This is a genomic window from Marinobacter nauticus (genome assembly GCF_003634635.1).
GTDB lineage: Bacteria > Pseudomonadota > Gammaproteobacteria > Pseudomonadales > Oleiphilaceae > Marinobacter > Marinobacter nauticus.
The window spans coordinates 15,856-30,271 of record NZ_RBJB01000003.1; the positions used below are offsets into that span (position 1 = coordinate 15,856).

Below are 14,416 nucleotides of genomic sequence, written 5' to 3' on the forward strand. Positions count from 1 at the left end.
CTGTTATTCCACTTAACGGCACGCTCAGACTCTCCTTTAGAAAAAATTTCGCTTCTTTTGTAAAAAAATGTAAGACATCAGAATTTAGTCCAGGCATTCAGCCAGAGCGTCAGATTGTCGCCTGACAGCATCCACTTTTCACGCACACTCTGCTTGAGCTTGTCACCCGCCCGGGCGGTCGCTTTCATATCCGAAAGATGCATTCGAATAGCATCGACCCAATCCTTGAAGCGGTTCTTTACGAGCGTGACCGGCAATCCGTGTGCCCGATACGGTTCGACATCGCTGCACACCACAGGATAACCACAGGCCCCGTACTCCAGCAGTCTCAGGTTACTCTTGCAACGATTGAACAGGTTGTCTTCCAGCGGCGCTATAGCCAGGTCCAGATTCAAACTGGCCAGCTTTCGCGGATACCGCGAAATCTCGATCCCCTCATGAACCTCTGCGACAAATGGACGAAGCTTGTCCGGGCACATGCCAAAGAACACCCACTCGACCTCATCAGCCAGTTCCTGCACAACCGCTTCAACCAGTTCGAGGTCACCGGTATGCCCCATACCGCCTGCCCAGCCCACCCTGGGCTTTTCGGACTGGCGCCTCAGGCTTTCCAGGTCTCCCCACCACGCCACTGGCAAACGGTTTTCAACCACCTGGATATCCGGGTGCAATCCGGAAAATGCCTCTGCCAGCGGGTAAGTTGAAACAACAAACCGATCCACATGCTTCAAGGAACGACGCAAGGACTTCAATATATCCTTTGGCATGTTTTCCCGGTACGCACTTTTGATCGGCAAATTCGGTAAATAGTCGTCGAGTTCGAAGACTGTCGGCTTCTTCAGTATCCGACGGGCTGATTGCATGTGCTCCACAGCCTGATCGGTGATCTGTCGCTGATACACCAGGACATCGGGATCCAACCGGGCCATTTCAGCAATGTTAAGCCAGTCAAAGTCCGCCATGCCGCCCGCGACGGCTTCTTCTTTCATGGCCCGTAACGGCTGCATGATCCGGTAGTGACCACAGCCCCAGGGATCCGCAGGGTGAGCAAGAATGGTGGAGAGTCCAAGGGCCTTCTGGGGCTGCCAGTTCAGCTCCACACGATGATCCACCTCAAATCCATTCGCTCTCAACGACAGGTTTCTGTTGAAAGCAGGGTCGTTGCCCATGTAGGGCAACCAGCGTTGAAACATCGCTTCCTGCTCTTTCTGGAAGCGACGAACCTTGTTCTCGTCGGCTGTTTTATCGACCGAGGTCTGACTGGCATTGGCAACATGCATCACCAGCGCATGGGGGGTCCAAACGCTCAGATAACCCGCCTGAGCCACCTTCAGACAGAAATCGATATCGTTGTAGGAGACGGCAAAGGCCTCCTCGTCCAATCCACCGACCTGCTCGTAAACTGATTTTCTGACCAGCATGCAGGCGCCAGTCACAGCCGAGTAATTCTGGTCGACCATGAGTCGGTTCATATAACCGGGGTCATTGGCCTCTGCATCAATACAAATGTGCTCAGCCGGCCCCCGCATGCCCACGACAACGCCAGCGTGTTGAACCTTGCCGTTGGGGAACAACAACTTGGCGCCAACAATGCCCACTTCCGGTCTTTGAGCATGGTTCATCAAGGCGTCGAGCCAGTCCTCTTTTATGATTCCTGTGTCGTTATTGAGCAGCAGAACGTAGTCTCCCTGGCTTTGCGTTACCGCAAAATTGTTGATTGCCGAGAAATTAAAGGGCTTCGGGTAACGAAGCACGCGAAGGTTGGGCAGTCCCATACTGTTGAGGCCATCAAGCCATGTGCGCGCTTCAGGCGTTTCGCTGTTGTTGTCCACCACCAGAATTTCGTAATTCGGGTAGGCGGTCTTTTCGAGAATAGATTCCACACAGGTTTGCAGCAGATGTAGCTGGTCCTTGGTAGGAATAATAATCGAGACAGGGGGCGCGCCGGCATGGGGATAGCGAACCCGCAGACTGCTTGAGGTCAAGCCCGGCTCAATTCCGGCACCAGCATACCCTCGGCGTTCCAGATGACTTCGGATCACTGGTACGTATGCAGCCAGGTCGAACGTCTGCGTACCCGCGTGCAGCAGAAACAGGGGCTCGTCGGTACGACCGATACAACCGAATCCCCGCTCTTCTATAAGGCGCAGGATGTAACCCAGCTCAAAAGCACTGTCATCGTTTTTGCTGAACCCACCAAGCTCGACCAGCGTTTCCCGGCGAAACAGCCAATGCCTGGACATATCGGCCGGTGAACTGAGCAACATATCGAGGTTCAGGCCTGGTCGGAAATAGCCGCTTTCGGTCTTGCCATTGTTTTCGACCAGTTCGTCACCATAAGCGGCATCCAGCGCTGCACCAGAAGACTCAAGCTCAGCCAACAACAACACCAGGCCCGCCGGGGTCAACTCGGAAGGCGTTCTGGCCACCACCAACCAGTCACTCTTGAGATCAGAGGCAGCCGCTCCGTTAAGCACCGAGATCAGGTCTGAACGGTCGTATTCGGCAAAGGAAACGTCCTGAAACAGCTCCTTCCGGTAGAACGACTCATCCGGGGTGAGCACCAGACACGACAGTGAGGGGCAGTAGTAGCGTGCGATCCTGAATGCCAGTACAGAAATATTAAGGTTGTAATTCTCCGGCTTTTCATCGATCAGAACCAGGCACAGGGATTGTCGTGCCGCGGTTGTCTCCAGACGTTTGGCCAGAGGAATGGACAACTCACGCTGCCCGTACCAGTTATCGAGACTTATCACGCCGCCTGGGCGACCACACTCTTCGGTACGTCGCTCGAGGTCGGAAAAGGACATCAAACCAGCGTCATCAATACCTCCGGCTTTTTGGTAAAAGCCCTTGAAATCGACTTTCTGGAAGTTGCTGTTTTGATCCCAAAGAGGTTTGGCCTGAACCTGCCCTTCCGGTTTGATCTCCCCGCCCAGCATTGCGTCCAACTGGGCCAGGAAGGCTTTGCGGCCATTTTCACCGAGTGTCTGAGCGCTTGCGTGGCGTTGATTCTGACCAGCGTGAATACGGAAACAGGATAAATGCTCCTGCACGTACCCAAGATCACCCACCATCAACAACCGGGCATAAACAGCCAGGTCGTTGACCGATGTGATCAGGCGATTGTTCAGGGCGCTCAAATGGGGATACGCGCCCAGCAGGTCTCTTCGGCGAACCATGATAGTGCTGGGCTCACCAATGAAATTGATTGGAAACACCCGGAAAAACTCGAGCACGTCTTTGCCAAGTAACCGTGCGTCTTCGCGGACCGGCATAAGGTTAAAGAGCCGATCCTGAAGCGCATTGCCGGAGTCATCAATCAGCTTCCGCCGTGAGGTGGCCAGAATAACGCCCGGCTGCTCCAGCGCCGACCTGAGTCTGACCACGCAGTTTTCCGCCAGCACGTCATCGTCGTTGAGGAACTTGATGTAGTGCCCACGGCTGAGGCGAACGCCGTAATCCATTCCGACAAGGCCACCCAACTGTGTTGCGGACTTGATGTAGCGGATGCGAGCGTCATCATAACCAGTGACGACATCAGCCACCGAGTTATCAGCACAGTCATCCATCACCAGGATTTCGAAGTCCTCAACGTCTTTCTGAGCGTAGATGGAATCAATGGCCTCTCGCAGAAACCTGGCCTTGAAAGCCGTGATGATAAAACTTACGGCCAGGGTTTCGTTTTGCTGATCTGTCATTGGTCACTCTTTTCGGGTTTGGTTACAACGTAAAGAACGCTTTCTTTTTTCAGGCCAAGCGACTGGTAAACGGCAGCACCAAAATACCCGACATCCAGCAGTTGCAACCTGAACCCCGCGTTCTGTACCCGGGAGACATAGCCCGCCCGGTTATACAGACGAACATGATCGCCCTGACCAAAGCGCCGCCACCTCTCGGCTTCCCGCTCCTCAGCCGGGTCCTCATCAATCTCGTCAAGGTCACAGATAATCGGCACCATCAACAGCGCACTGCAACCCGGCCTCAGAACGCGAAACAACTCTGACAATGCTTTGGCATCGTCCTGAACATGCTCCAGAACATGACTGCACACGAAAAAGTCCAGGCTGTTCGCATCAAAAGGCAGGTCCATCAGATCCACCCTGTGATCCACTCCCTGCATGGCGAAATCGGCCGTCTGGTAATCGGCGAAGCCAATCTGTTTTAACCAGCGAGAGAAACCCGGTTCCGGCGCGAAATGCATGACACTGGCATCACGGGACAATTCGCCTCGACATAAAAGGGCAGACAGCCAGTACGCATAAAGACGCTCCCGGTCCGACGCACCGCAAGACGCACAGGTATAGGAATCGTGGGCTGTCATTTCGCCCTGACCAAAATATTTGAAGCCATTGTCCTCGGCATGCTTCCGGTAGAACTCCGGAAGCGCACGGAAACCCTGGTTAACGGCATTACACAGGGGGCAATAGGTTTGAGATAGGTGACGCGCAATCACCTGCTCCGGCGGAATCACCGGTGCTTTAGCTCCGCCACGCTCCTTCATGACTTCAACCAGGTTGTCGAGGATCAGGCGAGACGTGTTTGCCTGCAACTCTGACGCTTCTCGGAACCTATTGATGGCTGATTCGAAGTCACCATGTTTGAACTGCGCCACCGCGATGTCATTTGACAACGCATCGTAGCTTCCGATGACCGACTCAACCTGCAAAAGAAGTTCTGCAGCGCGCTTATAGTTGCCAGCTCCGAACTCGCTGTAGGCGCTGGCCTTCAATTGTTCTATTTCAGCGCTCATGTCTTACCTCTAGTAATCTTTGGGGCGGCTATGACCAGCCAAGGGAATTTGCCAGATAATCCAGAACCGTTCCGGCCTGTGCTTCCGAATACCGACCGTTGCAAGTGACAAACACCGGTACCTGTTTGCGAACACCGTAACTGCTACGAACGTTGCGGGCTCTCTCCGCGAGCTCGTCAGAGTTAAACAGTAACACCGCGCCACCGTGCCTTGTTGGTAACTCCAGCAGGACTGGCTCAGGAAAGCCATCGGAAATCCCCTGTTCCGGGCGGGCGCTCGACCAGTCCGGATAATGGACGACAAGCTGTTGCTGGCCCTGACCAACCGATGCACAGTTCAAGCCGCGTTCCTCCCTGAGTGTCCGATACAGGACATCGGTGTCCTGAACAACACTGTCGGTAGTATCCAGAGCATGAACCGAAAGACCACTGAACGCCCCTACGTGTACCAGGCACGGATCTTCATCCCCGGGGTAATAGACCAGGCGTGAATGCTGCCTTGTTCGCAACGCAATCAGGGCCACCAGAAGTCCCAGCTCCAGGCTTCCGACCAACACCGCGTGTCGGGCTCCCATGTGTTCTTCCAGTGTCTGCTCCAGTGCACGGGCAAGAGGCCCATGGTTCGTAAAATAGCGGTTGGCCAGAATATCGGAAACCACTTTACGGGCATTGTATTCAGCCATCACAACTCCCGGGGACATCCGATAGTAGAGACTTGATCATGGCGACGACATGCGTCACATCCGCTTCAGAGACTCTGAAGCCACAGGGTAGATTGAGCAATGCCCGGGCAGCACGTTCGGTTGCGGGAAGGGGCTCCGGGCACAAAACCGGGTACTCATGGCTTTTGATATGGAGCGGCGGTGAATAGTGGGCCCGGGCCAGAACGCCAGCCTGATTCAGATTCCGCACAATGCGGTCTCTCTCTTCCCCGCTCACGCCTGGAACCTCAACAACAATATTTTTGAATGACGTTTGCTGAGCCTCATCAAACGCGACAAGCCGAATACCGCCAACCCCTTTGAGCTCTCTTTGATACGCCCGGTAAATCTTGCGGTTGTGGCGGACGTTTTCTTCTATTTCGTCCAGTCCGGCAAGGGCAAAAGCAGCATGGATATCGGGCATGTCCGAAGCGAGCCAGTGCCCGGGTTTCAGACGTCGGGCGTTACTGCTGTCGCGGGATCTGAAATCACGAAGCCTGCCTGCATAGGCGCTGTCGTTCACACACACGTAGCCCCCCTCCAGTCCATTGATCAGCTTGCTCGCGTGCAACGAGAACACCTCGGGCACATCAAAAGACCCTACGCGTTTTCCCTGCCAGGTTTCGTGAACGGACTCCACGGCATCGATGACCATTGGCACGGCATATTTCGCTGCAATCTCTGTCAGTCGCGAAACATCGCAACAATTCACGATGGGATGAACCGCAAGGATGGCTGCGGTGTTTGACCCAATAGCCCGCTCAACTGACTCGGGAGAGATAGCCAGCGTGGACTCATCAATGTCCACGAAACGGGGAACCTTACCGGCCCAGAACACAACATCGGCCAGCCGGCGGTAGGTAAACGACGGGATAATGACCTCTGGAGCATCAAGGGCACTTAACCGCAAGCTCGCCACCAATGACCAGAAACCCGTGGACATGGCCACGCAGTGTTCAGCCTGATGGTACTCACAGAGACGTTTCTCAAGTAACGACACTAACCAACCCGGACGACTCTCCCCACCGTTTTCAAGCCACTGATCTATATACCTTAGAATGCGCTCTTTCTCAGGCTCGTAAAGGTTGGATGTTGAGAGAAAGCCTGTCGAAGACATCAGACTGGCCTCGTCATAAGCACATCAAATCGGTAGCCGGCGCCGTAGAAATCATTCGGCATCGTCATGATGTCTACGTTAAAACCGCATGCTTCGCCCAGGGCAACGAACTCGTCCGCGCTCCACCAGACCCCAATCGGCGACTTCGGGTCGTCCAACCGGTAATCCGCGACATTGCGCCGCTGGAAGAAATCGGCCGCCTTCGTTTTATCCGGTACATTGCCGATAAAGATTCGCTCACAGGCGCTGTACTGACTCCAGATGGTCTTCAACAGCGTGCTCACTGAGTCAGCGGAAAGATAAGAGATCACGCCGTAGACGAGCACCCGCGTAATTCGGGAAGCCTCAGTAAACTCAAGGGTCGCCTCTACCGCATCCCCACAATAGAAATGCGTTTTGCCCGGTATCGAAAAAAACTCCCGGGCCACACCAACCAGGTACTCCGAAAAATCTACGCCATGGTATTCTGATATCGAATCAAACAGATAGCTGGCCAGCGCGGCGTTTCCACATCCCAGGTCCAGGAGAACCTCGCCTGGCCGAAACTGTAGTGCCCCCGATATCTGATCCACGATCATCCGAATATCCTGCTCACTGACAGGCTTGCCATTCACCGTCCGCTTGATCTGTTGCCAGAACGCGTCGCGATCAAACTGTTTCGGGTATTCCTTGTGCAGATAATCGTCACTCATCACTGACACTCAGGCTGGGTGGAGGGTGAAGTCGTTCAGCAATATGTCTTGCAGCGTCCCCTCATCACACCACATCAAGGCGTCGAGGATGGACAGGTTCGGAACGTAATCGTAGCCATTCTGAACGTACGGGCGAATAGTCGATTCCATAAAGGAGAGACCAATGCCCGCCTCACGGAACTGTGCAGGGTCAAACAGAGCCTGCCCCCCCATTGGGTTAATGTAGTGCTCCGCCCCCATGGCCTTGGCGATCTTGAGCGCCCACTCCCCGGAATGGGCGACCTGATCGATCCCCAGGTCCAGCTCAGAATACACCAGGATCTTTGTATTGATGCCAAGATGATCAGCCAGTACCCGGAGACTGTGGGTCAGAAATCTGGACAGGACAGCGTTGGGCGCCCCGATGGCTGATTCAAAAACCGACATGGTTTTCCGATAGTTCGGCGCGCGACGATAATGAACCAGCTTACCTGTGAGGCTTTTACGCCAGTCACTGCTGTCGTCAATCTCAATGTCATCAATGAAATCGAAACGCCCCCTTTTGCTCAGGGGTACGGTGATGTACTGCCACCCTTTCTCCGGATTGGGGTGCAAAACACGATTGCGATTGACCCACCCCTTGTTCACAAACTGGCAATGATCAAACACAACCCAGGTGTCCGCGTGCGCCATCAACTGAAAATAGCCCGGATACGGAAAGAAATAGGGTTGCATAACCGCCAGTTTCATTGCCCGCGTCCTGAAGCCCCATGATGGCCATTGGCGGCTTCACGGAGACAGCTTATGATTCGGCCAAAATCCTCATCATTGAGGTCGCTATAGATTGGCAGACAAAGAATTCGCTGGGCGGTATCTGCGGCATTTTCGAACACCGCCGAAGGGTCAAAGTACATTGGAAAATCGGAGACCAGCGGATAGAAATAGCGGCGTACCAGAATCCCCTGCTTTCGGAATTCAGAATAAAGGTCATCCCTGGACAGTGGGAAGCTCTCATTTACCAGAACCGGACAGTAGGAGTAATTCCACTCAGTGTCGACCGGCTCTTCCATCAGTTGCAGGCCTTCAATACCCATGAGTTCCTCACGATATTTCCGGTACACACTCTGCCGGGCCCGAATGTCGGAATCAATTTTCTCAAGCTGTAACAAGCCCAACGCTGCCTGGAACTCGTTCATCTTGCCGTTAATACCCGGGGCGACCACCGTGGTCTCGTTGGCAAAACCGAAGTTCTTCAGGTAATCGACCCGCTGCTTCGTTTTCTTGTCCTTGAGTATCAGCGCCCCACCCTCGAAGGTGTTGAACACCTTGGTGGCGTGAAAGCTGAGCACGGAAATATCACCAGCCTCCAGTAGGCTCCGGCCCCTGTATCTGACTGCAAACGCATGGGCCGCATCATAGATAACGTGCAACCCGTAGAGATCGGCGATTCGCTGGATTTCATCAATATTTGCAGGAGTCCCATAGCAGTGTACGGGGAGTATGGCTGTGGTCTCCGGGGTTATCGCGGCTTCAATTTTTGAGGCGTCGAGGTTAAAGCTATCCGGCTCGATATCCACGAAAACAGGCTTGAGCTTGTTCCATAACAAAGCATGGGGCGTCGCCGCGAAGGTATAGGGCGTGGTAATCACCTCCCCGGTAACGCGCATCGCCTGCAAAGCAGTAACCAGAGCAATCGTGCCGTTAGTGAACAGGGACAGATGTTCGACCCCCAGATACTCGCAAAGGCGGGCTTCCAGTTCCTCATGAAAGCGCCCACCGTTGGTTAACCGCCCGCTTTTCCAGATTTCCTCCAAAAGAGGCTGCAGCTTTTCAAGATCAGGAAGGCTGGGCCGGGTAACGGTAATCAGGTCATCAGCCACGTAGGCGTCCTCAAAAAGTCGTTATTGTTCATCTACTTCAATCCTAGCAGTAAACAGAACCCGGGCTCCAATGAGTTTCTTGTTCACCCATACCGGCAAATCCTTACCTCTCGGCCGGTCATTTTATTGACAACGCGGCAAGAAAACGAAACCGGGTCAGCACCATCCTTCCTTAAAATTATGTTATTAAAGTATTTTTTTAAACATGGCACGCGCCTGGCTTTGATCCCTGCAAACGGCAAATTAACGAATTCCAGCCGGCAAAGGTTCACCTTCTCGTTTTTCGACGAACCAGCCCCCGGCAAAAGCTGAGCAGGGAGAACAGACATGCCTCAGATCATCAACACCAACATCGCGTCGCTGAACGCTCAACGCAACCTGAACGCCTCTCAGCAGGACGCAAACACAACACTTCAGCGCTTGTCCTCAGGTTTGCGAATTAATTCAGCAAAAGACGATGCGGCCGGGCTGGCAATTGCGGAACGCTTTACCTCGCAAGTAAAAGGCCTGAACCAGGCGGTACGAAACTCCAATGACGGTGTCTCGCTCGCTCAAGTAGCTGAGGGCGCGCTGGGGGAATCTGGCAACATCCTTCAACGGATGAGAGAACTGGCCGTGCAGGCTGCGAACGCCACCAACTCTGCGTCAGACAGAAAAGCTCTGCAGGCCGAGGTGAATCAGCTCAAACAGGAGCTTGAGCGGATTGCAACCACCACAGAGTTCAACGGCCTTAAACTTCTCGACGGAACGTTCCAGGCTCAGAAATTCCAGGCCGGTGCCAACGAAAACCAGACCATTTCTGTGTCGATCACCGGTACCAGAATCGACACTTTGGCAAACAACACGGTCGAGACCATCGCCAGCGGTAGCTCCACGGGCTCTATCACCGTAGCCTCAGGTGGCACGGCACCCGCACTGAATGCGATACAGCCTCAGGATATTACGATTTCCAGTTCGCTTGATGAGCAGACGGTAAACATCACAGCGTCTGGTGCGACAGCAGAATCTATTGCAGCGGAAATCAACAAAGCCGCCGAAACAACCGGTGTCTCCGCGAGCGCCCGCACCAGCGTTGAGCTATCCAACCTGAGCGCAAGCGGCACCGTGACAATGAGCCTGTCGACTGGCGACGGCAACGATGCAACTATCTCCGCCCAGATATCCGACGTCAACGACCTTGAGCCATTAGCCCGCGAGATCAACGCCAGCAGTGGCAAAACCGGCATTACGGCCGAAGTGGATGGCGGAACCATCAAGCTCATCCAGGAAAGCGGTAAAGACGTTGTCATTGAAGGCTTTACCAGCAATGGAGCTGGCTCGCCGACCATGGATCTGACCGGCTCCTCCCAGGCGACAGCCCAGTTGGCCACAGGCGGTAACGACAGCGCCCGGATAGCTGGTGAGATAAACTTTGACTCCGCTTCCAGCTTTGCCGTTTCCTCTACGGTGGCCGGTGGTGCAGGCGGCATTTTCGCAACCACAGACACCTTTGGCTCCGACCCGGAAAAAGTAGCCGACATCGACATCAGTACTTTCGAGGGCGCCAGCAGTGCGATGAGAGTGCTCGACTCTGCATTGGAAACCATTAACGGAATCCGCGCAGACCTGGGTGCAGTGCAGAACCGGCTGGAATCGACCATCGCCAACCTGAGCACCACGTCAGAGAATCTCTCTGCAGCTCGCTCCCGGATCCAGGATGCCGACTTCGCGGCGGAGTCTGCGAACCTTGCCAGAACCCAGGTTCTCCAGCAGGCCGGCCTCTCAGTTCTGGCTCAGGCCAACGCCCGCCCCCAGCAGGTACTTCAGCTGCTGCAGGGCTAACACACCAAAACAAATGTCCCAACAAAAAAGCCAGGGCAACCTGGCTTTTTTGTTTCTGCTACAACACTAGGGAAATAATTCCCGGAAAGGCCGGCCCGCAGCGTCTTTCTCAGAAATGATCAACCGACTGGTTTCGACACTCCCCCAGTCGATACCCAGGTTTTCATCATCCCACCGAATACAGCGCTCATACTCCGGGGCGTAGAAGTCCGTGCACTTGTACTGGAAGTCCGCCTGCTCGCTCCTGACCAGAAAACCATGCGCAAACCCAGGAGGGATCCACATCATCCGATGATTGGTATCGGACAGCACTTCGGATACCCATTGCCCGAACGTCGTGGAATCCGGGCGAATATCCACGGCCACATCCAGCACCTCTCCCTGGCTCACCCAGACAAGCTTGCCTTGTGGTCGTTCGCACTGATAGTGCAGGCCCCGCAACGTGTTCCGGCAGGAGCGGCTGAAATTGTCCTGTACGAAGGACAGGTTCAGTCCCAGCTTTTCCAGCTGTCGCTGATTCCAGGTTTCCTTGAAGAACCCCCTGCTGTCCCCGAACACCCGGGGTACCAGCACTTTTACATCGGGTATCTTGGTTTCAATGATATCCATGGTCGCCTTGTTGTCTTCTATTGCGCGAGTCGTCTGAGGTAGTGGCCATAACTGTTTTTATCAAGCTTATCCGCCTGAGCCAGCAACTGATCACGGTCTATGTAACCCATTCGAAAAGCAACCTCCTCAAGACAGGCAATCTTCAGTCCCTGCCGCTTCTCAAGCGTTTCAATAAAACCGGACGCTTCATAAAGAGAGTCAAACGTTCCCGTATCTAACCAGGCAAAACCACGACCAAGGAGCTCCACGTTCAATTTCCCGGAAGCCAGATACGCCTGGTTTACCGCAGTGATCTCAAGCTCTCCACGCGCCGAAGGCGAAATGCTCCTGGCAATCGAAACCACATCGTTATCGTAAAAATACAGACCCGTGACCGCATAGTCGGACTTTGGCACCGCGGGCTTTTCCTCAATGGAAACCGCTCGCCCCTCCTCGTCGAATTCAACAACTCCAAACCGCTCGGGATCCTTCACCTGATAGCCGAAAATCGTAGCACCGGAGTCAAGCGAGGCCGCCCGCTGAAGTTTCTGGCTCAAGCCCTGGCCGTAATAGATGTTGTCCCCTAACACCAGGCACACGCTCTCCGCACCAATAAACGACGCACCAATAAGAAATGCCTGGGCGATACCCTCTGGCCTGGGTTGAACCGCGTACTCGATCTCGATGCCAAACTGGCTGCCATCGCCCAGCAGCCTTCGGAATGTGGAACTATCTTCAGGTGTGGTGATAATCAGGATTTCCCGAATACCCGCCAGCATCAGTATCGACAGCGGGTAATAGACCATGGGTTTGTCGTAAACCGGCAACAGTTGTTTAGACACGCCCTGAGTAATGGGGTACAGCCGGGTTCCGGATCCACCAGCCAACACGATACCTTTCACAGCTGCCTCCGTTTCTCGAAATAAAGCCCTTCGTCGACAACCCGAATCACGCCCGTGGTCCAATCCGGAAGCTCCAGATCAAAAGCCTTTTCAAGCCGGGATGTATTCAGGCAGGAATTCTTCGGTCGCAAAACCTCTGAGCCATAGACCGCAGCCGTTACCGGGACAATGGCCGCATCGTCAATCACCTGCCCGGCCGATCGCTCCCTTAACAGTTCTGCAATCAGACAGCTATAGCCGTACCAAGACGTTGCCCCACTCGCAGTCAAGTGATAAAGCCCACATAACGCACGATCTGGGTAGGTGCGGGCAACAGCATGAGCAGTCACGTCCGCCAGCAGCTCTGCCGAGGTCGGCGCACCCCGCTGATCATCAACCACCGTTAGCCGATCTCTCTCACGCAAGAGCTTCAGCATCGTTGTCAGGAAATTCTTGCCACGGACGGAGTAGACCCAACTGGTCCGGAAAATAAGGTAGTCGCAACCTGACGCCATAACTCGACGGTCACCGTCGAACTTGCTCTCACCATAGACATTCAAGGGCTGTGCAACGTCCGTCTCGGAATAGGCGTCATCAGACTGGCCGTCGTAAACGTAATCGGTTGAATAGTGAACCATCAAGGCACCACAGCGCGCCGCCTCCTGCGCCATGGCTTCAGGCGCCAGAGCATTGATGGCAAAAGCCCGCGCCCGTTCGTGCTCCGCTGCCGGCACATCGGTGTAAGCGGCGGCATTCACCACCACATCCGGACAATGGCGCCGAATGGTTTGCCTCAGGCCCTCCAGGTCACCTAAATCACCACCCTCTCCCGGCTTTCTGGCAGGTACCACTAGCTGCCCGAGAACCGACAACGCACGCCTCAACTCCCAGCCAACCTGGCCCTCACCACCAAACAGAAGAATGCGCATCAAACGCTCCCCGACCGATAACTGCCGTCGGCAATTCGCTCGCACCAGTTCTGGTTATCCAGATACCAATACACTGTTTTCCGAAGCCCGGATGTGAGGGTTTGTTTTGGTTCCCACTCCAGGTCACGGCGGATCCTGGAAGCATCGATAGCATAGTGCAAGTCGTGCCCGGGCCTGTCCTCAACGAAGGCGATCAGGTCTTCAAAACGCTGAACTCCTTGCGGTTTCTCGGGAACAACTTCCTCCAGTACATCACACAAAGCACGAACCAGATCAATATTCCTCATCTCGGCATTACCGCCAATGTTGTAGGCCTCGTTCGCACTGGCTTTCGTGAGCACTCGATAGAGAGCCTCAGCATGATCCTCAACGTAGAGCCAGTCCCGGATCTGACGCCCGTCACCGTATACCGGCAAAGGTTTACCTGCCAGCGCGTTGGTAATCATCAGCGGTATGATTTTTTCTGGAAACTGAAACGGCCCGTAATTGTTGGAGCAATTGGTAATAAGAATCGGCAAACCATAGGTTCGACTCCAGGCCCGGACCAGGTGATCCGAACTGGCCTTGCTTGCACTGTAGGGGCTGCTCGGGGAGTAAGGCGTTTGCTCGGTGAAGGCGGTTTGTCCTGTCCGTGAATCCGCCAGATCACCAAACACCTCATCGGTGCTGACATGATGGAACCGAAACATCTGGCGCTCACCTTCCTCGAGCCGGCCCCAGTATGCGCGGGCAGCCTCGAGCAGGGTATAGGTTCCAATGATGTTGGTCTCAATGAAAACCGCAGGCCCCTCAATAGATCTGTCTACATGGCTCTCGGCAGCCAGGTGCAGCACAGCAGAAGGCCGGTACCGTTCCAACAGACGATCCACCAGCTCACGGTCACAGATATCGCCCTTTTCAAACACAAAACGAGGATGGCCCTGGAGCCCGGCCAGATTGTCCAGATTGCCGCAATAGGTGAGCTTGTCCAGCACCACAACGCTATCGTCAGTACGCTCAATAATGAACCGTGCAACGGCTGAGCCAATAAACCCTGCCCCACCTGTTACGAGAATTGTTCTCGTCATGCTATTGCT

General features: G+C 54.5%; 12 protein-coding genes. 1 reads left to right on the forward strand and 11 read right to left on the reverse strand.

Annotated elements, in window-relative coordinates:
• Positions 1 to 77: 77 nt before the first annotated feature.
• Genes C7436_RS05970 through C7436_RS06000 form a run of 7 tightly spaced genes read right to left on the reverse strand, consistent with a single transcriptional unit; the run spans position 78 to position 9,121 of the window.
• Positions 78 to 3,701, reverse strand: a complete 3,624-nt coding sequence (locus tag C7436_RS05970) for a glycosyltransferase (protein ID WP_121207055.1) — start codon at positions 3,699 to 3,701, stop codon at positions 78 to 80.
• Positions 3,698 to 4,753: a class I SAM-dependent methyltransferase gene (locus C7436_RS05975; protein WP_121207056.1), complete on the reverse strand. Its 1,056-nt coding sequence runs from the start codon at positions 4,751 to 4,753 to the stop codon at positions 3,698 to 3,700. Before C7436_RS05975 ends, C7436_RS05970 begins: the two co-directional genes overlap by 4 nt.
• 28 nt (positions 4,754 to 4,781) lie before the next feature.
• A complete protein-coding gene (locus C7436_RS05980; protein WP_121207057.1) occupies positions 4,782 to 5,435 on the reverse strand; it encodes a DegT/DnrJ/EryC1/StrS family aminotransferase in 654 nt (217 codons plus the stop codon).
• Positions 5,428 to 6,570 (reverse strand): DegT/DnrJ/EryC1/StrS family aminotransferase, encoded by a 1,143-nt coding sequence (locus tag C7436_RS05985; RefSeq protein ID WP_121207058.1) that lies wholly within the window; start codon positions 6,568 to 6,570, stop codon positions 5,428 to 5,430. The genes C7436_RS05980 and C7436_RS05985 overlap by 8 nt, the downstream gene beginning before the upstream one ends.
• Positions 6,570 to 7,262 carry a class I SAM-dependent methyltransferase gene (locus C7436_RS05990; protein ID WP_121207059.1) on the reverse strand — a complete coding sequence of 231 codons (693 nt, stop codon included), beginning with the start codon at positions 7,260 to 7,262 and terminating at the stop codon, positions 6,570 to 6,572. Before C7436_RS05990 ends, C7436_RS05985 begins: the two co-directional genes overlap by 1 nt.
• Before the next feature lie 9 nt (positions 7,263 to 7,271).
• Entirely contained in the window at positions 7,272 to 7,991 is a 720-nt protein-coding gene (locus C7436_RS05995; RefSeq protein ID WP_014422032.1) for a WbqC family protein, read from the reverse strand.
• On the reverse strand, positions 7,988 to 9,121 hold the full coding sequence (locus C7436_RS06000) for a DegT/DnrJ/EryC1/StrS family aminotransferase (RefSeq protein ID WP_014422033.1): 1,134 nt from the start codon (positions 9,119 to 9,121) through the stop codon (positions 7,988 to 7,990). Before C7436_RS06000 ends, C7436_RS05995 begins: the two co-directional genes overlap by 4 nt.
• A 327-nt stretch (positions 9,122 to 9,448) precedes the next feature.
• Here C7436_RS06000 and C7436_RS06005 point away from each other — a divergent pair, with 327 nt between their 5' ends.
• On the forward strand, positions 9,449 to 10,942 hold the full coding sequence (locus C7436_RS06005) for a flagellin N-terminal helical domain-containing protein (RefSeq protein ID WP_121207060.1): 1,494 nt from the start codon (positions 9,449 to 9,451) through the stop codon (positions 10,940 to 10,942).
• Between the two features lie 66 nt (positions 10,943 to 11,008).
• Here the strand turns inward: C7436_RS06005 and rfbC are convergent, their stop codons facing one another.
• The 4 genes from rfbC to rfbB are packed head-to-tail and all read right to left on the reverse strand — an operon-like array spanning position 11,009 to position 14,407.
• Positions 11,009 to 11,551 (reverse strand): dTDP-4-dehydrorhamnose 3,5-epimerase, encoded by a 543-nt coding sequence (gene rfbC, locus C7436_RS06010; protein WP_121207061.1) that lies wholly within the window; start codon positions 11,549 to 11,551, stop codon positions 11,009 to 11,011.
• A gap of 17 nt (positions 11,552 to 11,568) precedes the next feature.
• Complete coding sequence (rfbA, locus tag C7436_RS06015) at positions 11,569 to 12,432, reverse strand: glucose-1-phosphate thymidylyltransferase RfbA (RefSeq protein ID WP_121207062.1); 864 nt, start codon at positions 12,430 to 12,432, stop codon at positions 11,569 to 11,571.
• Positions 12,429 to 13,340, reverse strand: a complete 912-nt coding sequence (rfbD, locus tag C7436_RS06020; RefSeq protein WP_170155419.1) for a dTDP-4-dehydrorhamnose reductase — start codon at positions 13,338 to 13,340, stop codon at positions 12,429 to 12,431. Before rfbD ends, rfbA begins: the two co-directional genes overlap by 4 nt.
• Positions 13,340 to 14,407 (reverse strand): dTDP-glucose 4,6-dehydratase, encoded by a 1,068-nt coding sequence (gene rfbB / locus C7436_RS06025; protein WP_121207891.1) that lies wholly within the window; start codon positions 14,405 to 14,407, stop codon positions 13,340 to 13,342. The genes rfbD and rfbB overlap by 1 nt, the downstream gene beginning before the upstream one ends.
• Positions 14,408 to 14,416: the final 9 nt, after the last annotated feature.

Excerpts from the sequence above, each read along its gene's own strand:
- C7436_RS05970 (WP_121207055.1), bottom strand. The coding sequence starts at position 3,701 with ATGACAGATCAGCAAAACGAAACCCTGGCCGTAAGTTTTATCATCACG.
- C7436_RS05975 (WP_121207056.1), bottom strand. The coding sequence starts at position 4,753 with ATGAGCGCTGAAATAGAACAATTGAAGGCCAGCGCCTACAGCGAGTTC.
- C7436_RS05980 (WP_121207057.1), bottom strand. The coding sequence starts at position 5,435 with ATGGCTGAATACAATGCCCGTAAAGTGGTTTCCGATATTCTGGCCAAC.
- C7436_RS05985 (WP_121207058.1), bottom strand. The coding sequence starts at position 6,570 with ATGTCTTCGACAGGCTTTCTCTCAACATCCAACCTTTACGAGCCTGAG.
- C7436_RS05990 (WP_121207059.1), bottom strand. The coding sequence starts at position 7,262 with ATGAGTGACGATTATCTGCACAAGGAATACCCGAAACAGTTTGATCGC.
- C7436_RS05995 (WP_014422032.1), bottom strand. The coding sequence starts at position 7,991 with ATGAAACTGGCGGTTATGCAACCCTATTTCTTTCCGTATCCGGGCTAT.
- C7436_RS06005 (WP_121207060.1), top strand. The coding sequence starts at position 9,449 with ATGCCTCAGATCATCAACACCAACATCGCGTCGCTGAACGCTCAACGC.
- rfbC (WP_121207061.1), bottom strand. The coding sequence starts at position 11,551 with ATGGATATCATTGAAACCAAGATACCCGATGTAAAAGTGCTGGTACCC.
- rfbD (WP_170155419.1), bottom strand. The coding sequence starts at position 13,340 with ATGCGCATTCTTCTGTTTGGTGGTGAGGGCCAGGTTGGCTGGGAGTTG.
- rfbB (WP_121207891.1), bottom strand. The coding sequence starts at position 14,407 with ATGACGAGAACAATTCTCGTAACAGGTGGGGCAGGGTTTATTGGCTCA.